Source organism: Turicibacter sp. H121, from assembly GCF_001543345.1.
GTDB lineage: Bacteria > Bacillota_I > Bacilli_A > MOL361 > Turicibacteraceae > Turicibacter > Turicibacter bilis.
Window position 1 is genome coordinate 2,502,323 of the sequence record NZ_CP013476.1, and the last position, 25,393, is coordinate 2,527,715.

General features: G+C 35.7%; 19 protein-coding genes and 1 other annotated feature. Of the genes, 16 read left to right on the forward strand and 3 right to left on the reverse strand.

All coding sequences use genetic code 11. The annotated features are described in order from the left end of the window. Window positions 1-5 precede the first annotated feature (5 nt). The 7 genes from AT726_RS12010 to AT726_RS12035 all read left to right on the forward strand — a co-directional run bounded on the left by AT726_RS12010 (window position 6) and on the right by AT726_RS12035 (window position 8,163). Window positions 6-752, forward strand: a complete 747-nt coding sequence (locus AT726_RS12010) for a metallophosphoesterase family protein (RefSeq protein WP_055304343.1) — start codon at window positions 6-8, stop codon at window positions 750-752. A gap of 114 nt (window positions 753-866) precedes the next feature. After that, complete coding sequence (locus AT726_RS12015; RefSeq protein ID WP_055245113.1) at window positions 867-1,295, forward strand: DUF2680 domain-containing protein; 429 nt, start codon at window positions 867-869, stop codon at window positions 1,293-1,295. A gap of 158 nt (window positions 1,296-1,453) precedes the next feature. Then, a complete protein-coding gene (locus AT726_RS12905; protein WP_156344936.1) occupies window positions 1,454-1,603 on the forward strand; it encodes a hypothetical protein in 150 nt (49 codons plus the stop codon). A gap of 240 nt (window positions 1,604-1,843) precedes the next feature. Next, entirely contained in the window at window positions 1,844-2,683 is an 840-nt protein-coding gene (locus AT726_RS12020; RefSeq protein ID WP_068759678.1) for a hypothetical protein, read from the forward strand. Between the two features lie 105 nt (window positions 2,684-2,788). Next, window positions 2,789-6,040 (forward strand): DEAD/DEAH box helicase, encoded by a 3,252-nt coding sequence (locus AT726_RS12025; RefSeq protein ID WP_068759679.1) that lies wholly within the window; start codon window positions 2,789-2,791, stop codon window positions 6,038-6,040. A gap of 39 nt (window positions 6,041-6,079) precedes the next feature. Beyond that, window positions 6,080-6,293 (forward strand) — a binding site (T-box leader). Window positions 6,294-6,369: 76 nt separating this feature from the next. Then, complete coding sequence (gene trpS, locus AT726_RS12030) at window positions 6,370-7,368, forward strand: tryptophan--tRNA ligase (protein WP_055243985.1); 999 nt, start codon at window positions 6,370-6,372, stop codon at window positions 7,366-7,368. A gap of 216 nt (window positions 7,369-7,584) precedes the next feature. Beyond that, window positions 7,585-8,163: a DJ-1/PfpI family protein gene (locus AT726_RS12035; RefSeq protein ID WP_055275781.1), complete on the forward strand. Its 579-nt coding sequence runs from the start codon at window positions 7,585-7,587 to the stop codon at window positions 8,161-8,163. A gap of 36 nt (window positions 8,164-8,199) precedes the next feature. On the opposite strand, the gene AT726_RS12040 is transcribed toward AT726_RS12035, so the two are convergent. Further along, complete coding sequence (locus AT726_RS12040; protein WP_068759680.1) at window positions 8,200-8,646, reverse strand: hypothetical protein; 447 nt, start codon at window positions 8,644-8,646, stop codon at window positions 8,200-8,202. 294 nt (window positions 8,647-8,940) lie between these two features. Between AT726_RS12040 and AT726_RS12045 the strand changes: the two genes are divergently transcribed. From AT726_RS12045 to AT726_RS12065, 5 genes are all read left to right on the forward strand, one after another. Next, window positions 8,941-10,314 (forward strand): 2-isopropylmalate synthase, encoded by a 1,374-nt coding sequence (locus AT726_RS12045; protein WP_068759681.1) that lies wholly within the window; start codon window positions 8,941-8,943, stop codon window positions 10,312-10,314. Further along, complete coding sequence (locus AT726_RS12050) at window positions 10,314-12,242, forward strand: aconitate hydratase (protein ID WP_068759682.1); 1,929 nt, start codon at window positions 10,314-10,316, stop codon at window positions 12,240-12,242. Before AT726_RS12045 ends, AT726_RS12050 begins: the two co-directional genes overlap by 1 nt. Then, the gene (locus AT726_RS12055) at window positions 12,242-13,246 is read left to right on the forward strand and encodes an isocitrate dehydrogenase (NAD(+)) (protein WP_068759683.1); all 1,005 of its coding nucleotides are present in this window, start codon (window positions 12,242-12,244) and stop codon (window positions 13,244-13,246) included. The genes AT726_RS12050 and AT726_RS12055 overlap by 1 nt, the downstream gene beginning before the upstream one ends. A gap of 193 nt (window positions 13,247-13,439) precedes the next feature. Continuing rightward, entirely contained in the window at window positions 13,440-14,891 is a 1,452-nt protein-coding gene (locus AT726_RS12060) for a DUF4352 domain-containing protein (RefSeq protein ID WP_068759684.1), read from the forward strand. A gap of 658 nt (window positions 14,892-15,549) precedes the next feature. Next, entirely contained in the window at window positions 15,550-16,323 is a 774-nt protein-coding gene (locus tag AT726_RS12065) for a class I SAM-dependent methyltransferase (protein WP_068759685.1), read from the forward strand. 158 nt (window positions 16,324-16,481) lie between these two features. On the opposite strand, the gene AT726_RS12070 is transcribed toward AT726_RS12065, so the two are convergent. Beyond that, window positions 16,482-16,739, reverse strand: coding sequence for a hypothetical protein (locus AT726_RS12070; RefSeq protein ID WP_068759686.1), 258 nt, complete (start codon window positions 16,737-16,739; stop codon window positions 16,482-16,484). An 89-nt stretch (window positions 16,740-16,828) separates the two neighbouring features. Next, entirely contained in the window at window positions 16,829-17,200 is a 372-nt protein-coding gene (locus tag AT726_RS12075) for a hypothetical protein (protein WP_068759687.1), read from the reverse strand. 255 nt (window positions 17,201-17,455) lie between these two features. On the opposite strand from AT726_RS12075, the gene AT726_RS12080 reads away from it, so the two are divergent. The 4 genes from AT726_RS12080 to AT726_RS12095 are packed head-to-tail and all read left to right on the forward strand — an operon-like array spanning window position 17,456 to window position 25,172. Next, a complete protein-coding gene (locus tag AT726_RS12080) occupies window positions 17,456-18,436 on the forward strand; it encodes a Wadjet anti-phage system protein JetD domain-containing protein (protein ID WP_068759688.1) in 981 nt (326 codons plus the stop codon). Between the two features lie 11 nt (window positions 18,437-18,447). Beyond that, window positions 18,448-20,049: a hypothetical protein gene (locus AT726_RS12085; protein ID WP_068759689.1), complete on the forward strand. Its 1,602-nt coding sequence runs from the start codon at window positions 18,448-18,450 to the stop codon at window positions 20,047-20,049. A 1-nt stretch (window position 20,050) separates the two neighbouring features. Continuing rightward, on the forward strand, window positions 20,051-20,773 hold the full coding sequence (locus tag AT726_RS12090; protein ID WP_055243964.1) for a DUF6063 family protein: 723 nt from the start codon (window positions 20,051-20,053) through the stop codon (window positions 20,771-20,773). Then, the gene (locus AT726_RS12095; RefSeq protein ID WP_068759690.1) at window positions 20,760-25,172 is read left to right on the forward strand and encodes a hypothetical protein; all 4,413 of its coding nucleotides are present in this window, start codon (window positions 20,760-20,762) and stop codon (window positions 25,170-25,172) included. The genes AT726_RS12090 and AT726_RS12095 overlap by 14 nt, the downstream gene beginning before the upstream one ends. Window positions 25,173-25,393: the final 221 nt, after the last annotated feature.

Sequence of the window (25,393 nt, forward strand, 5' to 3'; positions counted from 1 at the left end):
TGGTAATGTTAGATAAAATTGCAATTATTTCAGATATTCATGGGAATTTACCAGCGCTTGAAGCCGTTTTAAAGGATATTGATAGACGAGGAGTTTCTCAGATTATTTGTTTAGGGGATATGATCGGGAAAGGCCCTCATTCAAAAGAAGTATTAGAAGTGTGTCAAATCAGGTGTCAAAGAATTGTCAAAGGGAATTGGGAAGATTTTATTTCAGATCCGAAGACGGAAGCGACACCTTTTATTCAGTTTTATCGAAATCAACTAGGGGAAGAACGTTTAGCCTATATTCGACAATTACCTTCGGTGACAGGTTTTTGGATGAGTGGAAAATATATTCGTCTTTTTCATGCGAATCCACATAGTTTATATGATCGGGTTTATGCGACCTCTCCACTTGAAAAACGTTTAGCTTTATTTGAAGTCCCAAAATTACCATCGACTGAAAGCAGTTCAAAAGCCGCTGATATGATTGGGTATGGTGATATTCATGAAGGATATTTGCAACATTTAGAGCAAGGACGCGTGTTATTCAATGTCGGAAGTGTTGGAAATTCATGTGATTCAATTCCAATGGCAGCTTATGTAATCTTAGAGGGGCATCTTCATCGTCGGGAAGAGGCTGATTTTTCGATTCAATTCTATCGTGTTAAATATGATCGTATGAAATCCATTAGTGATGCCATGAAAGTAGAGATTCCTGATCAAGAAGCATATATCAACGAAATTAAAACAGGTTTATATTGTCGTTAGAAACATCCAATAAATTAAGGATGTTTTTTTTTATTTTCAAAAACCTGGAATACAAACTTTTGGATAAAGTGGTGAAAACTAAAAAAGTCAGTTTATTCGAAAGGAGATTTTAAGATGAAAAAAATAAATATGACATTAGGTGCTATCTTTTTAGCAGCCACACTTAGCTTAACGGGTTACGCAAAAGAATCAACAAAAGAGATGCCAACGCCACCTGCTTTAACTGAAGAGCAAAAAGGAGAGAAGGCAAAACAATTTGAGGCTGAGTATAAACAAATGCAAGAGAAATTTAGTGCTTTAACAGATGAACAGAAAAAAGAAATTTATGATCTCTATGATAAGGTTAATGTTGCAAAAATTAAATTATTAGATAAGTATGTGGAACTAGGATTAATGACAGATGAAGAGGCAAAGTCCATTCAAAAACATATGTCTGACGTTTCAGAAAAAATTCGAAGTGAAGGTCAGTTTATCGGGTTTAAGGCCCCACATTTTCCTAAACGTGCAGAAAATAATCAACAAAATAGTCAAGATGTTGAATAATTTAGCTATTATTTACCAACAATAAAAATGTGATGAAGAATGCCCATCTTGATTTTTGGGGCATTCTTTTATCTACCGATTAATCATGTTGTAACGATGCCAATTAAAGGCTGGATGCATATGATAAAATAAGAGAATAAGACATGAGGTGATTAGCTATGAAAGAACTAAAGCGTCCATCGCTTCGACCAGAGCAACGAACGATTCCTTCAAATATTCATCACACGTATAAATTAAAAATGACGGATCAAGAACAAAAAAGAAAAACGTATTTTGCAAGATTAAGAGGTTATCGTGACCGCCAATAAGAGCCACGATAACCTTTTTTTATATTTTAAATTAAAGTAATTATAAAATTAGACAATACTCTAATTAATTGACCATAAAAAAATCCAACGAAAAATGATAAAACATCGCCGATACAATAAAGTCAAACAATAAAAAATATAACCATTTGTGATAATTTTCGCATGTATTGTATTAAAAACTATCATGATGACTGAAATTTCTCCATAAACTGTATTAAAAAGATAGAGAGGAGAGGTGGGATGTTATTAAATCAGCAATTATGGTCTGTTTATCAAATGGCCAGTAATCGTGAATCAATTAGAGCACTTCTTCTTTATGACTTTGAAGAGGAAGACACTGACTTAGGTTATAAATTTATCGTAATTTGTACAGATCCTGCCAGTTTCTTTATAGACTTAAATTGGGTTAATGAAATTGATCCTGTTGGTCATATCGAAAAAGAACGATTCTTTTATCAAAGCAGTCATATTTATTTTAATTGCTGTATCATCTTTAAAACAGCATGGAGCAGCCAATTTATTTTTATTAAAAATGATGAAAAGAGCTATTTTTTTAAACAATCTAAAATAATTGTTTTTATTGATCGTGATTTCTTAATTAAATCGGAGCGAATTCGAATTGAGGCGATGAACTTTGGACAATGGAAGGAACCTCCAATAGAAGTTGAACTTCGAGCGTTAGTCTCCGATTTTTACGAAGAAATTCTTCAAATATGCCGGTTGATTAAGCAACAACCTTTTTATTTCACACTATCGTCACCAGAATTTTGTATTGAATGGACGATTGTTCATTTCGTCCAGTGGTTGAGCTATTTTGGAGTATGTTTTTCAGTAGACGAATTACAAGACATTAATGCTTTAATCAACTCTCCATCGAAAGTAACGGAAGTGATTTCCTTTAAGCAACTTTCAAAATATATTCAGTTAGCAACCCACCTACTAGAGCTTTATTGTGACTACACGAACTATAACTATCAGACCCCGCAGATTGTCCTGTTAAAAGAATATATTGATATCATTCTAAGACAAGAAAACGTTAGATCTGAAGGTTATAAAATGTCATTGGTTCGGGTAAATTAATAGTGATTTGACAGTTCTTTACAAAAAGCCAAGCGTCTCTCGTTTCTTATATGAGCAATTTATGGTAAAATGAAGAGATAAGTGGAAAATAGGAGTGTGAGTAGCGTGAATTTAAACCAAACTATGATTAAAAATCGAGCAGCTAACCCTGCTGTTTTTTCGCGTGCTCAATCTTTTTATAACAGTGGGGGAAAAATTCAATACTATGTAACTTACGATCCAGTCGATCTCTATCAAATCTTTGCAGAAGTTGAAGATGATAACGAATTACATCATATTTTGATTAATTTAGATGAAAAGAGTAAAGTGATTCATGATCAATGTGATTGCGGAACATTTTTATCAAACTTTGGTTCATGTAAGCATGTGATTGCGACACTGTTGAAGGTCTATGATGATCAAGTGCGTAATAAACTTGTTATTCACTCCACAGGAGATGAAGAAGAAGGCCTCATGGACGAGTTATTAGCGGCTTATGAATCACAATTAACAACAGAGATGAATTACGAGATGTATGCAAAAGATGTCATGATCTATCCAAAATTAATCATGAAATCACAACAAGAAGCCTCAGTTGAGGTCTCTGTCGGGATTCATCGTCCTTATGTTGTTCGGGATATTTATAAGTTAGCCAGCGATATTTGGAATGAAAATGTCGTAAGCTATGGGAAAGAGCTTCAATTTAAACACTCAATTCAACATTTTGATGAGGGTTCACGTCCATTTGCGAGCTTTATCTGTGAAATCGTCAAGGAATATGATATTTATGCAAAACAGCTTCCATTACTAGGGCCTGTGAAGTCAACTCGTACGTTAATCTTGACCCCTAGTTGGTTTGATCGGTTTTATGACTTATATCAACGTCAAACGATTGCATGTGACATCGAGGATTTATCAAGTGAAATGATAACCCTCCATCCCTATGAACCAGCGATTGAATTTCGATTAACACAAGAGGATGAAGACTATTATTTATCGCATAATCTCGGAGCTTTTAGAATGATTCAAGGGCAGAAATACATGTATCTTCTTTGTGAACGAGAAGCCTATCGCTGTGGAAGTAAATTCATCGATCAAATGCTCCCAATCTTACAAACACTCATTCAGTCACCTCGTTTTGAGTTGCGTATGAATGAAGCTTATATGGGAAAATTTTTATCATTAGTCATGCCCAAAATTAAAAACTACATTCGGGACACATCTTTAGATGCGCTTTATGAACGGTTTAAAGTTTATCCATTAGTGATTAAATTTTATTTAGACTCATTAAAACGAGGAAATATTGGATTGAATGTTCAATTTTGCTACGGTGATACGGTTATTCAGGCAAATGATCCGAATTCCTTTGAACACAGTACCTCTATTTTACGAGATGCAAACAAAGAAGCTCAAATCTTAGCACTCTTAGAACAATACCAATTCCAAAAGCAATCTAATGGAACTTATCTTTTAGCGGAAGAAGAAGCGATTTATTCATTTTTACATGATGGAACAGCTGAATTAAAGCAGTTAGGAGAAGTTTATGCTTCTGATACGTTTAAAGCGATTAAAATAAAAGAGCCTAAATCATTCTCAGTTGGTATTCGTTTGAAAAATGATTGGCTGAGCTTAAATTTTGAAGATTTAGAGTTTGGACCATCTGAGTATAAAAAGATTCTAGCCTCGTATCGTCAAAATAAGAAATATTTCCGTTTAAAAGATGGTTCATTCTTAAATTTAAAGAATGAGTATGTCGATACACTTGCTTCATTTGTAGATGATTTAAATCTAAATGATGACCAATTAGACGAGGAAGAAGTTTTAATTCCAAAATATCGAGCGCTGTACTTAGATCAATTAACCAAAATTAGTCAGTCCTTACATGTCGAACGCGATGTTTCCTTTAAATCGATGGTTCGTGAATTTAAACAGGTGGAAGATGCTGACTTTACCGTGCCAGTTAATCTTCAAAAAATACTTCGTCGTTATCAAAAAACAGGCTATCGATGGCTTAAAACGTTATCAAAATATCAAATGGGTGGAATTTTAGCCGATGATATGGGACTTGGAAAAACATTACAGGTCATTTCTGTTTTATTATCTGAGAAGGGTCAATCCAATAAATCATCACTCATTGTGGCACCAAGTTCGCTCATTTATAACTGGGAGAGTGAAATTCATAAATTTGCTCCCGGGTTAACAACCATGATTATTCATGGCGATCCAGCGACGAGAAGGCAACTGATTCAAGACAGTTCTAACGTTGATATCGTCATTACGTCATATGACTTAATACGTCGCGATGTGGAGAGTTATCAATCCCAAAGCTTTAGATACTGTATTTTAGATGAAGCACATTATATCAAGAACCATACGACGTTAAGTGCAAAAGCTGTGAAAAAAGTAAATAGTGAAATTAGATTTGCCTTAACTGGGACCCCCATTGAAAATTCATTATCGGATTTATGGTCGATCTTTGATTTTATCTTACCAGGATACTTTGGAACATACGCACAGTTTAGGAAAAAGTATGAAGTGCCTATCATGAAGCAACAGAATCTGAATTTATTAAGTCGGATCCATCAACAAGTGGCTCCATTTATTTTACGACGCTTGAAAAAGGACGTCTTAAAAGAATTACCTGAGAAGATTGAAACTAGTATGTACTGTGAGATGGATAAAACGCAACGTGACTTATATCACGCAATGGTTTATGAAATGAAAGAAGAAATGAATCAAGAGATTCAAGAGCAAGGCATTGAACGTAGCCGTATTAAAATCTTGGCACTTTTAATGCGCTTACGTCAAATTTGTTGTGATCCATCGTTATATTTAGAAAACTATAAAGGGGAAAGCGCAAAATTAAAACTTTGCTTAGAATTAGTCGATGAATGTATTTCTACAGGTCATAAAGTGTTGATTTTCTCACAATTCACATCCATGTTAGATATTTTATCTAAAGAGTTAACGGCTAAAGAAATCAAACATTTAATGTTAACGGGTTCAACGAAAACGAATGAGCGTTTAGCTTTAACGGAACAGTTTAATTCAGATGATACCCCTGTCTTTTTAATCTCTTTAAAAGCGGGTGGAACGGGATTAAACTTAACAGGGGCAGACGTCGTCATCCATTATGATCCATGGTGGAATATGAGTGCTCAAAATCAAGCAACAGACCGTGCACATCGTCTCGGTCAGGAAAAAACGGTTCAAGTATTTAAACTCTTCGTTAAAAATACAATTGAAGAGAAAATTGAACGTCTTCAACAGCGAAAACGTGATTTAACTGAAGCAATCGTTCAAGAAGGAGAAACCTTTATTACTCAATTAAGTAGTGAAGAGTTAACCGCACTTTTTGAAACTGATGATGATTTTTAATTGACAAAGTGAGATGCTTTTCATACAATGATAGTAAATAATAAACCTTTGATTGAGAAATAGTAGTTTAAGTGTCATTTTAAAGAGAGTCGATGGCTGGTGTGAATCGATAAATGTCTTAAATGAATGGGCTCATGAGTGGAACCTGAATAAAAAGAGTAAGGAACCCGGTAAACTCCCGTTATGAGTATGAAGTGGAATAAACAAGGATTTATTCTATTGAGGTGGTACCGCGGTTTTTATCGTCCTCTATCGATTGAGATAGAGGACGTTTTTTTATTTAGATAAACAATAAAAGGATGATAAAACTTAATAAAGGAGTCGAAATTATGGCAAGAATTTTATCTGCAATTCAACCATCAGGAACATTAACTATTGGAAATTATTTAGGGGCATTAAAAAACTTCGTGAAATTACAAGATGAGCATGAATGTTTATTTTTCATTGTTGATCAACATGCGATTACAGTCCCACAAGATCGTTTAGAATTACGTAAAAAAATTAAAGAGTTAACCGCATTATATTTAGCTTGTGGATTAGATCCAGAAAAAGCAACGATTTTCGTTCAGTCAGAAGTACCAGGGCATACGCAACTAGCTTGGATGTTAACTTGTAACACATCCATGGGTGAATTAGAGCGCATGACTCAATTTAAAGATAAATCACAAAAGCAAGCCGCTAAAGGACAAGGAATCGGTGTTGGATTATTCATGTATCCAGTCTTAATGGCAGCTGATATCTTATTATACGATGTTGATTTTGTACCAGTTGGAGATGATCAAAAACAACATTTAGAGTTAACTCGTGACTTAGCAGAGCGTTTCAATAACCGCTTTGGAGAAACTTTCAAAATTCCTGAGCCATTAATCGCTAAGACAGGGGCTCGTATTATGTCATTACAAGAACCGACAAAGAAAATGAGCAAGTCAGATGATAACCCACGTAACTTCATTTTAATGACAGATGAACCGAATGTCATTCGTAAAAAAATTAAATCGGCTGTGACGGATTCAGATGGAATTATCGCATTTGACCGTGAAAATAAACCAGGATTATCAAACTTATTAGAAATCTACTCAGTGATTACTGGAGAATCAATTGATTCAATCGTGGCTCGCTATGAAGGATGCGGATACGGACAATTTAAATCTGATTTAGCTGAAGTAGTCGTGGCTGAATTAGAACCGATCCAAAATCGTATGAAAGAATTATTAAATTCACCAATTATTGATGAAGTATTAGATCGTGGTGCAGAACAAGCGAATAAACTGGCATTCAAAAAAGTGAAAAAAGTGGAACATAAAATGGGATTAGGTCGCAAAAAATAATCATTTAGAACGGATAGCTCAGAAAAGCTATCCTTTTTCTTTGATTGAGGAATCCATTAAGCACGCTTCTTAGCAACTTTTTCCGTCGAAGATTCGGACTTAAGGACAGTTTAGTTCTATTATTGAACATTACTGGGGAAAGCGTTGACAAGGTATGGCAATTTCAAATAAAATGAGAATAACTTGAACGCAAGATGAGTTAGATGGGGGCTAAATATGGGGAAAGTTTTGGTTTTTTTATTTGATGGGATGACGGATTATGAAATCACGTTTATTTGCCATATCTTACATTCAGATGCAGGGAAAGATATTATAACGGTCGCTTATGAGGATCGTGTCGTCAAGGCACAATCAGGGTTCAACTTTGAACCTGACTGTACCCTTGCTGAAGTCGTTGATTTAGATACTGAGGGACTTATATTATGTGGGGGACGAGAGGTTGATATTAAACCTTCACTAGTTAAATTAATTCAACGCTATCATGGTGAGCGAAAACTATTAGCAGCGATTGGAACAGCTGGAACCATCATGTTAGCTAAATCAGGTGTCTTAGATGAAGCGACTTATACAACACCTTTAACGCAGTGGTCAACGAAATACCAATATGTCTATGGAATCCAAGATCCATTCCCGCGCGATAATTGTATTGAAAAGCGACTCGTACGTGACAGACATATTATCACGGCACAAAGCATTGCTTTTTTAGATTTCACATTAGAAATTTGTGCTTGGTTTAAATTATTTCAAAACCATCAAGAGAAGCATGCGTTTGCGAAGCTGATTAAAGGAGCATAAAAAAAGGTTAACTCTGACATTGGAGTTAACCTTTTTTTATATATTTAAGGGTTTTAATTCACCATGAATAATGATTTGTTCTTCTTTTATATATGATTCAATTCCTTTATATGAGCTTGGATAAAAATCCTCAAATTCGATTAATCTCATAAATAAATGTGAGGAATCATTCATAAAAGCGATTTGTGAATCGATCATGTCTTGTAATGATTGGAACACAGTTTTCATCTGAACTGATGAAAAAGATTGGGTAAATTGTAAAACGACGTGTTTAATTTCTTCTTTTATATATTTAACATGTTGCATTAATGTCATGTCTTGAGTTAGGCTTAATGGTTCGATGGTTTCATTAAGGTTCATTTGGCTTTGTACGTTCATGATTGGCGTCACTTCTGAAGATGCAACCACGTTTGGTGTGTCATGACACCCAATCAGTAAAACAGTACTTGCAAAAGCTGCAAATATCATTTGTTGTAGTCTCATATTGACCTCCATTGCTACACTTTTTGGCGAACGTTATTTAATTTAACACAAGATTTTTACAATGTAAATAATGAAAACCTAAAAAATGATAAAAACCGACCTTTAAAAACGCTTTTTATGTTACTTTATCCCATTTTATAATGAGGATGAGTTTAAAGGAACGTTTGATTTTAAAAAGATAGTAAAACAATTTTCAAAGTTACTGATATTTCGTATAAAGCATGCTACAATACCATTAATTGGTAAAAGTTGTGTTTTTGGTATAAGTCAGTCATAGATAGGGGGATGAGTTTGATGATTAAATTTAATAACCGAACGAATTTAATGGAAGCGATTGAATTTAATTATTTATTAAATGATGTTAAAGATCCAAATCTTTATCGCGATGTTTATCCGTATGATGAAATTCCAAAGGTGACATTTAATCATACGCGGGTTCCTATACGTATGCCAGATGATATCTTTATAACAGATACATCATTTAGAGATGGACAACAATCACGCGCACCCTATACCGTTGATCAAATGGTAACACTGTATGAAATGCTACATCGTCTTGGTGGACCCCAAGGAAAGATTCGTCAAAGTGAGTTTTTCTTATATTCGAAAAAAGATCGAGAAGCCGTCTATCGATGTTTAGAATTAGATTATGAATTTCCAGAAATCACAGCATGGATTCGTGCGAATAAGGATGATTTTCAATTAGTTCATGAGATGGGATTAAAAGAAACGGGTATTTTAGTCTCTTGCTCGGATTATCATATTTTTAAAAAATTAAAGATGACACGTAAAGAAGCTTTTGATCATTATTTAGGCATCGTTAAACAAGCATTAGAAGTTGGTATCATTCCAAGATGTCACCTCGAAGATATTACCCGTGCTGATTTTTATGGATTCGTAGTCCCATTCGCCATGGCGCTGAAAGCATTAAGTAATGAAAGTGGTGTTCCTATTAAGGTGAGAGCTTGCGACACGATGGGATATGGGGTTACTTATCCAGGAGCGGCTTTACCACGCTCGGTTCAAGGAATTATTTTTGGACTCAATCATCATGCTCAAATTCCAAGTGAACAAATTGAGTGGCATGGGCATAATGACTTTTATAAAGCCGTCAATAACTCATCGAATGCTTGGTTATATGGAGCTAGTGGCGTAAATTGTACGATGCTTGGGATTGGAGAACGAACTGGAAATACGCCTCTTGAAGCGATGGTGTTTGAGTATGCCCAGCTGAAAGGAACACTAGATGGCATGGATCCTACTGTCATTACAGAGATTGCTTCTTATTATGAGCATGAAATTGGTTATAAAGTGGCGTCTAATACTCCTTTTGTTGGAAAAAACTTCAATGTGACTCGTGCCGGTATTCATGCCGACGGCCTCTTAAAAAATGAAGAAATTTATAATATTTTTGATACGGATAAATTTTTAAATCGTCCACCCCTTGTCTCAATCTCTGCTCATTCAGGATTAGCTGGAATTGCTCATTGGGTGAATAACTATTATCAGTTAAAAGAAGAGGAGGCTGTAGATAAAAACTCAGCACTCGTCTGTCGATTAAAAAGATTTGTCGATCAGGAATTTGAACAAGGTCGAATTGGAATTATGTCAGATGAAGAGTTAGCCAATTATGTCGAGTTTTTAAAATCTAATGGGGGCGTTTTATAATGGGATTAACATTATCACAAAAAATTATTCAAAAACACCTGCTTCATGGAGAGATGAAAGCAGGAGAAGAAATTGCAATCAGCATTGATCAGACGTTAACACAGGACTCAACAGGAACGATGGCTTATTTACAATTAGAAGCGATGAATATTGATCAGGTCAAAACTAAACGCTCAGTTGCCTATATCGATCATAATATGTTACAAGTTGGTTTTGAAAATGCAGACGATCACAAATATATTCAAACGGTCGCTAATAAATATGGGATTTATTTTTCAAAGCCTGGCAACGGGATCTGTCATCAAGTTCATCTTGAACGATTTGGAGTACCTGGACAAACGTTAATTGGGAGTGATTCACATACGCCAACGTGTGGGGGGCTTGGCATGTTAGCCATTGGGGCAGGTGGTTTAGATGTTGCACTTGCTATGGCAGGTCAACCGTACTATTTAAAGATGCCCAAGATGGTTCAAATCAAACTAACTGGGGCACTAAGAACGGGTGTCTCATCTAAAGATATTATTTTAGAAGTTTTACGTCTACTAAGTGTCAAAGGTGGCGTTGGTAAAATTATCGAATACAGTGGAGAAGGGGTAAAGACATTAACGGTTCCGGAACGCGCAACGATGACTAATATGGGAGCAGAACTTGGAGCTACGACATCCATTTTCCCAAGTGATGAGCAAACATACGCCTTTTTAAAAGCTCAACAACGCGAACAAGACTTTACAGCATTAGTTGCAGATGAGGATGCTGATTATGATGAATGTTATGAAATTGATTTAGATGAATTAGAGCCACTTGTGGCCAAACCTCATTCACCAGATGCCATTTCAACCGTCGAAGAAGTGGGAGCTATAAAAGTCGATCAAGTGGCCATTGGGTCTTGTACGAACGGTTCTTATCTTGATTTAATGAAAGTCGCTGCTATTTTAAAAGGGAAAAGGGTGCATCCAGATGTCAGTCTGGTCATCTCACCAGGGTCAAAACAAGTATTAACGATGTTAGCTCAAAATGGAGCATTGGCAGATTTAATTGCTAGTGGGGCGCGAATTTTAGAATCTGGATGCGGTCCATGCATTGGAATGGGACAAGCTCCTGCCAGTCATGCCGTGAGTTTACGAACATTTAACCGTAATTTTTATGGACGATGTGGAACGTTATCCGCACAAGTTTATTTATGTTCACCTGAAACAGCGGCTTATTCAGCAATCAGTGGGACATTAGTTAGTCCATTGCAAGCAACAACGTTTGAGCACCCTTCATTCCCTCATCAGTTTGAAGTGTTAGATAATAGTATTATTTTACCAAACGAACTAAAACAAGACGTCGTTCGAGGACCTAATATTAAATCGTTCCCATTAAATGAGGCACTTAAAAAGGATTTAGAAGCCTCGGTGTTATTGAAAGTAGAAGATAACATTACCACTGATCATATCATGCCATCAAATGCTAAGCTTCTCCCTTATCGCTCAAACATCCCATATTTATCGAACCATTGCTTTGAAACGATTGATTCTACTTTTTCTTCACGCGCCAAACAGGCGAAGCAAGGCTTTATTGTTGGAGGAGAAAATTATGGACAAGGTTCCTCACGTGAACATGCGGCACTTGTTCCACTGTATTTAGGAATCAAAGCTGTTTTTGCTAAGTCATTTGCACGCATCCATCGCTCAAATTTAATTAACTCAGGAATCCTTCCTTTTGAATTTGAACAGTCTTCAGATTATGATTTGATTGAAGAAGGAGATCGATTATCAATCAAAAATTTAAAAGAGGCCATTGAATTGAATCAAACACAGCTTACAGTGACAAATCAGAGTAAACAAAGCACGTTTACCGTTCATTTACCATTAAGTCCTCGTGAAAAAGAGGCGATTCTAGCAGGTGGGATCATTAATTTAATTCGTCAAAGGGAGGAAGCTTAATGAGAACAGTCACATTAATTCCAGGGGATGGCATTGGACCAGAAATTAGTCAATCTGTCGTCAAAATCTTTGAAGCTGCCAAGGTTCCGATTAAATTTGAAATCGTTGAAGCGGGAGCGAAAGTGATGGATCAAGAAAAGACTCCACTGCCACAGGCCGTCTTAGATTCTATTCAAAAAAACAAAGTAGCGCTCAAAGGCCCAATTACAACGCCGATTGGATCAGGCTTTCGTAGTGTCAATGTGGCCTTACGACAATACTTTGATTTATACGCCAATGTACGTCCCGTTAAAAGTATTAAAGGGGTTCCTTCCCGTTATGAGGAGGTTGACTTAATTATTGTTCGTGAAAATACAGAAGATTTATATGCTGGAATTGAACATAAAATCGGAGATGTAGCGGCTGAAAGTATTAAGGTCATCACTAAAAAAGCAAGTGATCGCATTGCAACGTATGCTTTTACACTCGCGAATCAACAACAACGTGAAAAAGTAACGGCCGTTCATAAAGCGAACATTATGAAATTAAGTGATGGTTTATTCTTAGAGTGTGTTCGTGACATTCGAAAACAATATCCTGACATTGAATATGATGAACAAATTGTAGATGCGATGTGTATGAATTTAGTCTTGCATCCTGAATCCTCAGATGTTTTAGTGATGGGGAATTTATATGGCGATATTTTATCTGATTTATGTGCCGGATTTGTAGGTGGACTAGGATTAATTCCGGGCGCAAATATTGGAGAAGAGATTGCTATTTTTGAAGCTGTTCATGGTAGTGCACCGAGCATTGCCGGTTGTAATCAGGCCAATCCAACAGCTTTGATTCAATCTGCAATCATGATGCTTCGACATTTAAACCTTCTAAATGAAGCCAATCGCATTGAGGCCGCCCTTTATGCGGTATATGAGCAAGGGCAGGACTTAACCAAAGACTTGGGTGGAACAGCGACAACGACACAGTTTACTGATGCGCTCATTGCTAAATTACTGAACCATTAATAGAACGGGTTTCCGTTCTTTTTTTGTTTTCCTTTGACAGAAGAAATGAGAATGTGACGGACTGAGACAACTTCCTCTCTATTTAAAGACGTTTAATGAATGATTTTTTTATCGAAGAATGAGTAATATCAAATGCTACCATCCGTCATGCGATATAATAACTCATATTAACTAGGCGAAATGGAGGATTCATATGCCAGACATAAAATCAATCTTACTACTTTGCTGCTTCTTATGTTTTATCACCGGTATTTTTAGCCCTGAAGTCATCATTAGATGGGGAATTCCTTCCGTTAAAACTAGAAGACGTGTGCTTGCACTTTTTGGAAGTGTGACACTTTTATTAGTCATCATCACACAAATCGGTGAATCATTACCCAAGACTTATACTGAGTTTAATCCTGAGGAAGAACCGTCTAATATTTTTGTCTTTTCTCCCATTGAGGTAGGAGAGCGAATGAAAATTTATAAAATTGCTGAAACCGGCTATACCAATCATTTAGAGATTAATATTCTGAATCAGCAGACCTCTTTAGGTAATGAAAATTATAATGCACCTGAAGGATATGAGTTTGTTCAATTAGATTTAAGGGTAACAAATAAAATGAATGAGCCCTATACACTTGATACACGTGAACTTCAATTACAAACAGGGATGCTTGAAGTCTTAACACCAACCATTGAGGATACGACAGAAACAAGGATTGATCTCGCGGGAGAAGAAACCATTGAGTTATCCCTAGTTTATTTACAACCGATTGACGAATCCTATTTGACCTTAACGTATTTACCACTAGCTACAGAAGCAGAATCCAATGAAGAAGCCTCAACAGAAGTCAGTGTTAGCAAAATTGGAGAAATCATCAAGACAAAACAAACGATGATTCAAGTTCATGAAGTGAGGCGAATGAATCAGAGTGCTAAAGCTGGATTTGAATATATTGAAGTCTCATTAAGTATTAAAAATCCAAGTAATCGTGCGATGACGTACTATCCCTTTCATTTTGAGTTAGAGTGTAGTTCAAGTCCTAATCGGGTAAAATCAGCTATGGGAATATCTGAAGTAGAAACATTAGGAATAACCGAGTTAGCTAGCGGAGGAATGGTGACGGGCACCTTACTATTTGAAGTTCCTAAAGGAGCGACGGATTTAAAGCTTTATTATCACGAACCCTCATTATTTACAAAACAAACCCTTGAAATCAATTTAATGGAAACAAGTAACCAGTCCCTACCGCTACAATCTGAAGTCGTATTAAGTGAACAATGGAAGTCAGTGGACGAACTCAATAACAGACAACTCAAAGTTTTAGAAACAGAGTTAATCAAAGAAACTAAATACACGCAAGCTAAAGAACATCATCAATTTGTTGCTGTTCGTGTTGAGTTGACAAATCACTCGGCTGAAAATCAAGAATATACCGCTTTTGATTTTAAATTAATGAATGAGCAAGGTCGTTTAACGATGCCAAGTCTTTTATTAATTGATAATCAATCCGAGTTAACGAGTGGCACCTTAGCACCACAAGAAAGTGTCACAGGTTACTTATTATTTGAAGATTCCGATTTATATACGACTTTTTACTTACTTTATTCACCTGATAATTGGAAAGATTCTGAGTGCATCATTCAACCGTTACAGTAATTTGTGGGAATATTGAAAAATTTTTACATTTTATTTGAAAAACAGTGTATAATATTCTTAATTTAACAAAAAAGAAAAGTTAAAATGCTTTAGGCTGATGAGTGAATTATGTTAGATCTAGATGGCACACTTTAGCGTCTCAAAGGATGGGGATCGATTCTTAGAACGAGGCCATTTAATTTTTTAAGCTGATGTAAAAATGTTGAAGATGATAGGTTATATAAGCAAATGGCTATCGCTATTCCTAGATGAATTGACATAGCAACAAGTTGAATGACTGAAACCTATTTCAAACGTACCATTCAAATGGTATCCGTTATTAATCATAAATGATGGTCAAGTGGGTTATATCGAAAGCTTTTTAGATAATGATCAGTGGCATCAGTCATGTAAGGCTAGTATTCAAGGACTTGATACAGTGTATCATAATCATTGAACGTCATGATTTGAAGGCCCATATAGGTAGGGAAGACATTGTAAGACTTCAAATCAGCTAAAGCAACTTATTGATCTTTCTTTTTTTGCAAAGTTTGAATTTGAAGACGTTGATCTTCAAATAGAGTCCTATCACCATGACGTGAGTGAGTAGGTGAGTGAATGCTAACGTTCGTTGGGGAAAGACGATCGTTAGAAATAAAGGAGTAAAGGGGTAGTGAGTATGAGTCAAGGGCTTTTTGAAACATTAATTAAAGAAGAACAACAACCATTTTCAGGATGGGATTTTAGTTACTTAGAAGACAGTGGTCGAATGGTAGAGTTTCCTTTAAAGTGGAAATTTTCAAATGTTTTAAAGCCATATCTTGAAAATTGTCACCGATTATTAGATATGGGCACAGGTGGCGGTGAATATTTAAGTTCATTCGCACCACTTCCAGCGGTGACCTTTGCAACAGAAGGGTATGAACCTAATGTAACGATTGCTGCTGATCGTTTAGCACCACTTGGAGTAACTGTCGTTCCAATTGAATCAGATGATCATTTACCATTTGAAGAGGATTCGTTTGATGTGATCATGAATAAGCATGAATCCTTTAACGCAGATGAAGTGGCACGTCTTTTATCAGAAGATGGTTACTTCATTACTCAACAAGTCGGTGGTTTAAATGACTGTGAGTTGAATATCTGGTTAAATGCAGAACCCAGTCACTTTTCCAATTGGAGTTTACGTTGTGCTGTGAACCGTTTAAAAGAAGCAGGATTAACGATTTTAAAGGCAACGGATGATGTCTCATTCACACGTTTTTATGATGTGGGAGCCATTGTTTATTATTTAAAAGCGATCAGTTGGCAAATCCCTGATTTTTCAGTGGAAAAATACTTTGATCGTTTAGAAGCGATACAAGCTGTGATTGATCAACAAGGGTATATCGATTTTACACGCCATCGTTTTTTAATTGTGGCACAGAAAACAAAGCAAGATGAATTAAATTGACAAGACTAGTCGTGATCCAGCATGTAATTGGTAATTTATTCGATTCATGCTGGATTTTATGATCTTTTTTTGACTCTTTATGAACTGCTGACTAATCAGACTTCTTTTATTCGGTTATCAATTTTTAAAATCTCTTATTAGTCGTTTGACATCTGTCTTTAATAAAGTTCATGGGGATCCATTCCATTATGATAATAATTATCTACAAATTCTTTTGTTTTTTTATCCATAAAGCTAATGTAGAGGTTTCCAGTTTCATCAAAGCACATTTCATCAATGGTGACTTGATAAGTTTTAGCCACTTCTTGTGCTCTAGCTAATCGTTCACTACTCTGAGTAATCACATAAATCTGTCTAAAATTATCGGCTGAAATAATTTTCCAGCCAAGTGTATGTAAAATATCTAAGATATTCATTTTCATCACCTCGAATACCTTATTATAGGAGAAACAGTGCTTAGTTAAACAAAAAAACACCTCAATCTTTATCAAGACTAATTTTTAAATTATTCTTGTTCTAAGTTTGCAACGTATGATTCACGGTCAATCGGTGAGAATCCAACGATTTGATCACAATGAAGCGTTAATTCATCAAAACTTAGTGTATGTCCCGCTGCATAAGTGACGATAGCCTCTTTGACACAGATCATGCTGCCATCCCCGATAAATTCGATGTCCTCTTCACACATGTTTTTAATCACTTCATCTTTTGCTGCCGAGATGATTCCTGCCATCGTTTCATCTAGTTGATCTCCAGCATAATATAAACGTCCCATGACATGGCCAAAGTTAGTGATTAAAATAACATATCCATCACCAGAGTTAGCCATGGCAGATAATAAATTTAAATTTAAATACTTAGAAGACATTTGCTTCATACTAACACTTCCTTATCTGAAATATCTTATCCATTTTAACATGAGAAAAAATTCACGACTACAACAATTTATCGAATTTTAAGGATAACAGCGATAAATGATTTACGATGACACCTAATATTTCAGTTTGTGTCCTTATTTTAAATGATAAAATTCAGAGTTCACTCAACTTTTATTCGATAAAAAGCGGACTCTTTTTTATATTTCATGTATAATTATCGTAAAAGTTGTCAGATAAAAATAGAGGTGAATATAATGGACTTTTTTAAACACTATCCTCGTAAAAAGATTGACTTAGCAACTATTGAGGAACATTACAAGCTAGGTAACTATCAAGAGTTATATCATTTTATACAAGAGGCACTAAAAACAGGAGTCATCATCCCAATCAAAAGTAGTGGGAGTAATGGGAAAAAACCAGCATTGTATAAAACTTACCGAATTCAAGTCACGATAGAAAATGAAGCAACTCTTCGTGAGGAGTTACTCTATTTAATTCATCCCAAACTAAAAAACGATTATTACCTGACTCATTTAACGCAATATAGCAACGATCGTCAAGCCATATTGAAGCTCAGTTCTTTTTTTCAAACGAAATCATCTGATTTAGAACATCCCACTGCAATCAATGAACGCAGTTTTCAGATTTGGCAACAAGAGAAGTTTCTCTTAGAAGAAGGAAACAGACTTTTAAAAAATGTTGGCCTATCAATGACTGATTTAAATATTTATGAAACAGCAGAACCCCTGGCGTATTTTAGTGCTTGTAAAGAGACGCCTCAAAATATTTTAATTATTGAAAACAAAGATACGTTTTATAGTTTGCGTAAATATTTAATTGAGGGGCATAAAGAGATTCTTGGGTGTCGAATCAGTACCTTAATTTATGGAGGCGGTAAAAAGGGCGTTAAAGGATTTCAACATTTTCACACGAGCGTTGAACCGTATTTATTGCACCAAGACAATCGATTTTACTATTTTGGAGATTTAGATTATGAAGGAATCATTATCTATGAAAGTTTATGCGCCCATTTTTACTGTGAGCCATTGGTGTCAGCATATGAGGCGATGCTTCAAAAAGCAGCCAATCTTCCATTACCAAAGACGAAAGAAAAACAAAACCGTCACGAACAAGGCGTTTTCTTTAGCTATTTTAATGAGGTGTCAGCCATGAAAGCCATTTTAGAGAATGAGTATTATATTCCACAAGAAATATTGACGATGGAAGATTTTTAGGAGGGAAGGACATGCAGTACGATTTTTTACGACACTTTCAAATGCGTATGAAAAAAGTGGGTGCTTATGCGGTCTTGTTTAAGAACAGTTTAGCCAAAACGACATGGAAAAGTTATGGGTATGATGAATCTTATGAACAAGTCAACCTCATGTTTTCAGTCTTACTTTATATTATGGAGTGCTCACTCAAAGAAGAGGTGTGCACGATGGATGACATTGCGAATTTCATTGATCAACTTAACATGCAAGCTTATCAGAAGTCACTGTCCTATGAACAAGCAAAAGAGCTGGCTATTTTTATTGTTGATGTAGCCCTTTGTAATGAAGGACGTCCGATGTACTTTGAGAGTTATAATTACGAAGAAAGCCAGTATGAGTCCATTTATATCAGTTTCGTCGGAAACAAAGTGGTTTACATCGATCAAGAATTGAAACGAACGTCGTATTACTTAACCGATGAAGGTTATGAACTGATGTTATCTACCCTTGAAGTCGACAGTCATTTACAATTAACGATTCAAGAGATGATCTTTAAACTGCACTTAGAGAAGGCAACGTACGATAAAGCGGTGGATGATGTCAAAAATATCTTTAATTTATTGCGCATTCAATTTCAAAAAATTGAGGGAGCCATGCGAAAAATCCGTCAAAATGCCTTGCTATATTCAGTGGATGACTATAAAGAAGTTGTTGAACAAAATTTAAGCATTATTGAAGAAACCAAAGAGAAATTTTTAGGATATCGCGAGAATATTAAACGTCGAATGCAAGAACTAGAAGAAAAAGATATTACGATTCAAAAGCTTGCAGAAGATGAACGTGAAAACTTAGGGCATTTAAAAACGATTGAAAGTTATTTAAATCAAGCCCTTGATGAACATCAGCGAATTTTAAACTTACATTTTGATTTGAAAAGTTTGTATACCAAAGAACTTGAAGGTTTGACGCAAATGGGGATGATTCAACGATTTAACTTACGCACTGAACTTTATGAAGAAGTCTTAAAACAACCACATACCTTGGATTTTATGGATTATTTCTTACGTCCGTTATTTATGAAACCATTAGAAAAGACGTATAACCTTAATAAAAGTATTGAGTTACAACGCCCGATTTCAAAAAAGAAAAAAGAAGAAGAGTTTTTTACCACAATTGAGGAAGAATCAATGGAAACCTTTATCCTTGAACAAAAGCAGCAACGACTTCAGCGTTATCGGGATAGTCTAACCCTTTTACTGTCATTTGTTTTTAAAACGGGAAGTATTGAACTAAATGAGATCCAGCGACAACTGAATGACGCTCAATTACAACAGCTTATTCCAACCGTTGAAATTTTTAAAGAAATTATGATTGAATTATTGCAAGCGAAAGAACTCGATATCCAACGCTTAAAACAAGAACGTTCCGAAAATATTAGTGAACAAACCTTTGAATTTCAGCTGAGCACTTGTTTGCTTGATGTACTGGAAGCACAATTTCCATTAAAACGAATTGAAACGCTGACGGTCACTCGAACAGAAACAAAAAAAGTGGTGACATTTGAGCACGTTCAAGATGAAGAAGGGCGTAAAAAGACGATTAAATGTTCTAACATTAAATTAGAGGTGAAGTAACATGAGTTATCAAATAGAAGAAGTAAAACTTAGCCAGCAAATCTTTTATCACTTACTTTCACAGCGTGAATTAAATGAGCAACAAGACAAAGCTCTTTATTACGCCTATACTGGAAATGAAACGGTGATGAATTTAGTCAAAAGCCAAGGCGAAATTGCCAATTGTGTCATTGAACGTTATGGAAGTAGCATCTACTTAATTCCAAAAGAGGAAAATGAAGTTCTAGGATTTTCAAAACGTGAACTAAAAAAAGTCCTTTGTAAATCATCGGGAACAGATAAAGATTATTATTTATCTCAATTTGTCATTTTAACCTTACTTGTTGAATTTTATGATGGACAAGGACAAAGTGCAAAAGGGCGAGACTTTATGCGTGTGGGAGAGTTACAAAATATCATTGCCGAGCGTTTAAAAGAAGGCGCAACCTACTATGACGAAGAACAACAACAGCAACTTGGCATTGCCTATAGTAACATGCTAGAAGCCTTTGAAGCGCTACGAAGTGATGATCGAGGTTCAAAACAAAAAACAACAAAAGAAGGATTTTTACATGGAATCTTTAAGTTTTTACAAGAGCAACAACTCATTGAATACATTGAAGCTGATGAAATGATTACAACAACGAAAAAGCTCGATCAACTGATGGATTTTAATTTATTAAATCAAAACAACTATACTCGAGTATTACACGTCCTAAAGGAGGCCGAAAATGAGTCGAATTAATCGTATCCGTATTGTCAACTTAAATTACAATAATAACGCCATTCGAATTGATGATGAATGCTTTGAACTAGTCAATGAAAATACGCTACTTTCTTTACGGAATGGGGGCGGTAAATCGGTGTTAATTCAAATGTTAACCGCTCCGTTTGTTCATAAACGTTACCGTGATACGAGTGATCGTCCATTTGCTAGCTATTTTACGACGAATCAGCCAACGTTTATTTTAGTGGAATGGAGTTTAGATCATGAGGCTGGGTATGTGTTAACGGGAATGATGGTTCGTAAAAATCAAGAGCTGAAAGAGGACGAGGATCATCGTTTTGACCTTGAAATGATTAACTTTATTCATGAATATACGTCAGAAAATGATTACGATATTCAAAACTTCCCGCTACTGATTCAAGAAAGTCAGCGTAAGACGTTAAAAGGGTTTCATGTTTGTCGTCAATTATTTGAGCAATGTAAACAAGATAAACAACTTAAATTTGATTACTATGATATGAATCAGCCGGCACGTAGCCGTGCCTACTTCAATAAATTAGAAGAATTTCAAATTTATTATAAAGAATGGGAGTCCATCATCAAAAAGGTCAATTTAAAAGAGTCGGGATTATCTGAATTATTTAAGGATGCAAAAGATGAAAAAGGGCTCACAGAAAAATGGTTTTTAGAAGCGATTGAAAATAAGCTCAATCAGCAGCAAGACCGCATGAAAAACTTTGAAACACTAATAAAAAAATATATCTTACAGTATCAGGCGAACGAAGGAAATTTCAAAAAAAAAGAAGGAATTTTACGTTTTCAAGAAGAAATGCAGCCGATTTTAGAGCTTGAAAAACAGTTACTTAAGAATGAAACTCAAGTGCATGAGTATGAATATCAATTGGCTAAATTATATGCCATTTTAGATGTCTTACACCAAGAAACGACACAGGCAAAGGAGCAGCAGAACCAGCAATTAGAGCAGTTAACTCAACAACAACATCGTCTAGCTTATGAACAACAATCCCTTGTCATTTATGATTTAATGGATCAGATAACAACCTTACTTAAGGAAACAGGTGAGCAAGAACATCGGTTAACTCAATTAGAAGAGCGTCAACAAATAACCGTGAGACAACAACGCATCTATGAAGCAGCGAATCGTTATCAATCGTATAAGCAAGCGTCAGAAGATGTTCAGCGTTGTGAATCGGAACTTGCCGTTGCGAAAAAAAGTCAAGAAGATTTACTCCCACGTTTACAAAATCTTGGATATAGTTTAAGTTTAGCGTATGAACAGCAAGTCGAACGTGAACAAGCTGACTTAACTCATGTTCGTTGGCAAATAAAAGATGTGATGCAACAACAAAAACACATTCACAAGCAATTAGAGATCAAGCAAGAGGATCGTCAGCAATTTTCCACTCAAATAGGGCGACTTGAGCAAGCTATTTCACAATTTGATCAAGACGAACAACGCTTATCTTCTAAGTATGACGAAGCTATTCAACGAAACTTAGAAGGTTTTTATGCAGCGGGATTGTTAAAGGAGACAATCGACTCGATCAAACATCAGCTTGGAGAACTCAAGAAACAAAAAAAACAAGACTTAGAACAAGAGCTTCACGTAAAAGAGTTGCAGCATAAGGTGAATCGTGATTCAGAAGATGCTAAAGAAGCACTTGGGTCGTTAAAAATGATGATCAACGCCTATCAACAAGAACTACAACAATTAGAAGAGGAATTGAAAGTTCGTCATCGTATTCGTAGTTACATTGCTTGGCCTGAAGAAGCCGTTCTTGATACAGATGGCATGATAGAGGCGCTACACCAAAAGCGCCAAACCGTTGAAGGACGTCTACGTGAGTTTGAACGTGAAATGGATCGTTTACAAAAAGAAAAACAACAACTTCAATCGGGAGAAGTTTTGCCGATTCCTGATGATTTAAAACAACGTCTAGCGGATGAAGGGATTCAATATATCCAAGGAATAGACTGGTTAAAACGAAATCAACGTTCAGCCGAAGAAAATCAACTCCTTATTTCGAAAAATCCATTTTTGCCCTACAGTTTGATTTTAAATGCTACAGAGATGAAGCGATTAAAACGTATTGACCTTCAAATTAAAACGCCATTCCCTGTACCGATGATTCTGAGGGAACAATTAGAACAAGCACCGGCCACAACGTATTTATCTGGTTATTGTCAATTAGATACCCTTCATTTTTATGTTTGGTTTAATGAAGAATTATTAGACGAGCACCGTTTGCAACAATTGTTACTGCTTAAAGAAAAAGAAATTGCCGAGATTCAAGATAAGTGTGCCACACAACGTCTTCATCTTGAACGATATGAGGAGCAAATAGGTGTCTTAAAATATCAAAAACTATCTGCCACAACATATGATCATGCTAAAAAACAACTCTCTGATTCCTTAACACAACAAGATGAATTACAACAACAACTTCTTCATTTTCAAGCGGAAAAAGAGCGTCTTCGTGGAGAATTAGACGCGATCTTGAAACAGTTAACGACACGTCAAGAACAGATTCACTTTACTCAATTGAAACTTCAAGATTTTGAACAATTTATAATTGCTTATGAGCGTTATGTTCAGTTTCTGAAGGAGTTATTAGACGTCCGTGAGCAATTAAATACAACGTTAAGCGAGATTGATGAGGCGATGCAACAGCAAGCAGAACTTCATGAATCATACGATCGATTAAAAGCCAGTGAGCGTGAAAAACAAGCGCGTTTATCCCAGTCACAAGCAGTTCTTCAACGCTTTGAGCATTATGAAGAAGGAGAAGAATTACGAAAAGATGTGGAGGATTTATTAGCAGAGTATGAGGCCATTAAAGATCAATTAGATGGGGTGCTACATCGCAGCGAGGAAGACCTCATTTCAGCGAAAAAGCGATTTAACTTTGAAGAAGAGCAACTTCATACACTCATGCAACGTTATGGACTTTCAGATGCTGATTACCAACACATAACCTATGATAAATTTGCGCATGAAGAGGTGTTACATGAGATTGAACGATTGACGCATGAACTTCGTGAACAAGAAAAGGTGATTAATGAGTTAAAGATTTCAGTTGCAAAATATGAAACTGAGAAGAAAAATGCCTATGATTTATTAAAACGTGATTTAGGTGAAACCGAGATTTTAGATAAATCTGAAGTCGTGAAGCGGGATTTCATTATATTGCTGTCACAAAATCAAGCACAAATTAAAACGGTGAAGCAATGTCTTCATACGCTCGAGCAATCATTAGCGTTATACGCCCGTGAGCAATCGAATTTAGTCGAATATAATCAAGAGTTACCTGAAACAGACGTTGTCATTGATTCAAGCTATCGAAGCTATGATGAAAAAGCATGGCAAACAGAGAGAGGAACATTACTTCGTGATTATAGACAACAACAAAAAATGGTCGAAACATTAAAACATTCAATTAGCGATGAGTTTAATCGAATGAGTCGCCTCCCTCTATTTGAAGAGGATTTCTTTAATTGTCCATTACAGCGATTTGCTGTATGCAAACATGTCCCGCAATCGTTTATCGAGCAGTACGACACGATGCATCAAGTCTTTAACAGCCTAATGAAAAAGTTAGATGTTGATATTGAAATGAGTGAAAAAGAGAAAAGCAATGTCATTCAATTGTTACTTGATTATGTCGGAGAAATTCATAAACAACTCGGTTTAATTGATCAAAATTCAAGTATTCCGATTCGTGGGAAAAACATTAAAATGCTTCGCATCAAGCTACCTGATTGGCAAAGTAATGCCAATGTTTATCACGTGCGAATGAACGACTTTGTCAACTCATTAACGCAACATTGCTTACAACTCATGCAAAATAATGAAAATATCGAAGAGTTTATTGGCCATCAAGTGACAACCAAACAACTTTATGACCAAATTGTTGGAACGTCAAATGTTGAGATTAAATTATATAAAATTGAAGAGCAACGTGAATATCAAATCACATGGGAGCAAGTGGCGAAAAATTCAGGAGGGGAAGGATTCTTATCCGCCTTCGTTATTTTAACAAGTTTACTTTCTTTCATGCGTCGAGACGAAACAGATATCTTCTCAAGCTTTGAAGAAGGAAAAGTTTTACTCATGGATAACCCATTTGCCCAGACGAATGCAGCTCACCTTTTAAAACCACTCATTGAACTCGCAAAGAAAAACAACACTCAATTAATTTGTTTATCCGGGCTAGGGGGGGACTCCATCTATAGTCGATTTGAAAACATCTATTCCTTAAGTCTCGTTCCATCAAGTTTCAAAAAAGGCTGTGAATACTTAAAAAGCCAACACATCAAAGGCGAAGTCGAACCCCACCTGGTGATTCCCTCGCGCGTCTACGTGGAAGATGCAGTACAAGAAGCGTTATTATTTTAACAGTTAATCTTCCTAAAAATGAGAGACCTCAGTTGTATATTCAATATACAACTGAGGTCTTTTAAAAAACAATCAATGGGATTGCTTATTAAATTAAAATTATCTCCAAAGTATGTCATATTTTTCTGTAATTTGTTAAAATAAACTTAGTTTAAATCATGTAAAAAGTGGGATGAGTGTAAAAATGTATAACAAATTAAGTAATCAATCAAAGTCTATTG

Excerpts from the sequence above, each read along its gene's own strand:
- AT726_RS12010 (WP_055304343.1), top strand. The coding sequence starts at position 6 with ATGTTAGATAAAATTGCAATTATTTCAGATATTCATGGGAATTTACCA.
- AT726_RS12015 (WP_055245113.1), top strand. The coding sequence starts at position 867 with ATGAAAAAAATAAATATGACATTAGGTGCTATCTTTTTAGCAGCCACA.
- AT726_RS12905 (WP_156344936.1), top strand. The coding sequence starts at position 1,454 with ATGAAAGAACTAAAGCGTCCATCGCTTCGACCAGAGCAACGAACGATT.
- AT726_RS12020 (WP_068759678.1), top strand. The coding sequence starts at position 1,844 with ATGTTATTAAATCAGCAATTATGGTCTGTTTATCAAATGGCCAGTAAT.
- trpS (WP_055243985.1), top strand. The coding sequence starts at position 6,370 with ATGGCAAGAATTTTATCTGCAATTCAACCATCAGGAACATTAACTATT.
- AT726_RS12035 (WP_055275781.1), top strand. The coding sequence starts at position 7,585 with ATGGGGAAAGTTTTGGTTTTTTTATTTGATGGGATGACGGATTATGAA.
- AT726_RS12040 (WP_068759680.1), bottom strand. The coding sequence starts at position 8,646 with ATGAGACTACAACAAATGATATTTGCAGCTTTTGCAAGTACTGTTTTA.
- AT726_RS12045 (WP_068759681.1), top strand. The coding sequence starts at position 8,941 with ATGATTAAATTTAATAACCGAACGAATTTAATGGAAGCGATTGAATTT.
- AT726_RS12050 (WP_068759682.1), top strand. The coding sequence starts at position 10,314 with ATGGGATTAACATTATCACAAAAAATTATTCAAAAACACCTGCTTCAT.
- AT726_RS12055 (WP_068759683.1), top strand. The coding sequence starts at position 12,242 with ATGAGAACAGTCACATTAATTCCAGGGGATGGCATTGGACCAGAAATT.
- AT726_RS12060 (WP_068759684.1), top strand. The coding sequence starts at position 13,440 with ATGCCAGACATAAAATCAATCTTACTACTTTGCTGCTTCTTATGTTTT.
- AT726_RS12065 (WP_068759685.1), top strand. The coding sequence starts at position 15,550 with ATGAGTCAAGGGCTTTTTGAAACATTAATTAAAGAAGAACAACAACCA.
- AT726_RS12070 (WP_068759686.1), bottom strand. The coding sequence starts at position 16,739 with ATGAATATCTTAGATATTTTACATACACTTGGCTGGAAAATTATTTCA.
- AT726_RS12075 (WP_068759687.1), bottom strand. The coding sequence starts at position 17,200 with ATGAAGCAAATGTCTTCTAAGTATTTAAATTTAAATTTATTATCTGCC.
- AT726_RS12080 (WP_068759688.1), top strand. The coding sequence starts at position 17,456 with ATGGACTTTTTTAAACACTATCCTCGTAAAAAGATTGACTTAGCAACT.
- AT726_RS12085 (WP_068759689.1), top strand. The coding sequence starts at position 18,448 with ATGCAGTACGATTTTTTACGACACTTTCAAATGCGTATGAAAAAAGTG.
- AT726_RS12090 (WP_055243964.1), top strand. The coding sequence starts at position 20,051 with ATGAGTTATCAAATAGAAGAAGTAAAACTTAGCCAGCAAATCTTTTAT.
- AT726_RS12095 (WP_068759690.1), top strand. The coding sequence starts at position 20,760 with ATGAGTCGAATTAATCGTATCCGTATTGTCAACTTAAATTACAATAAT.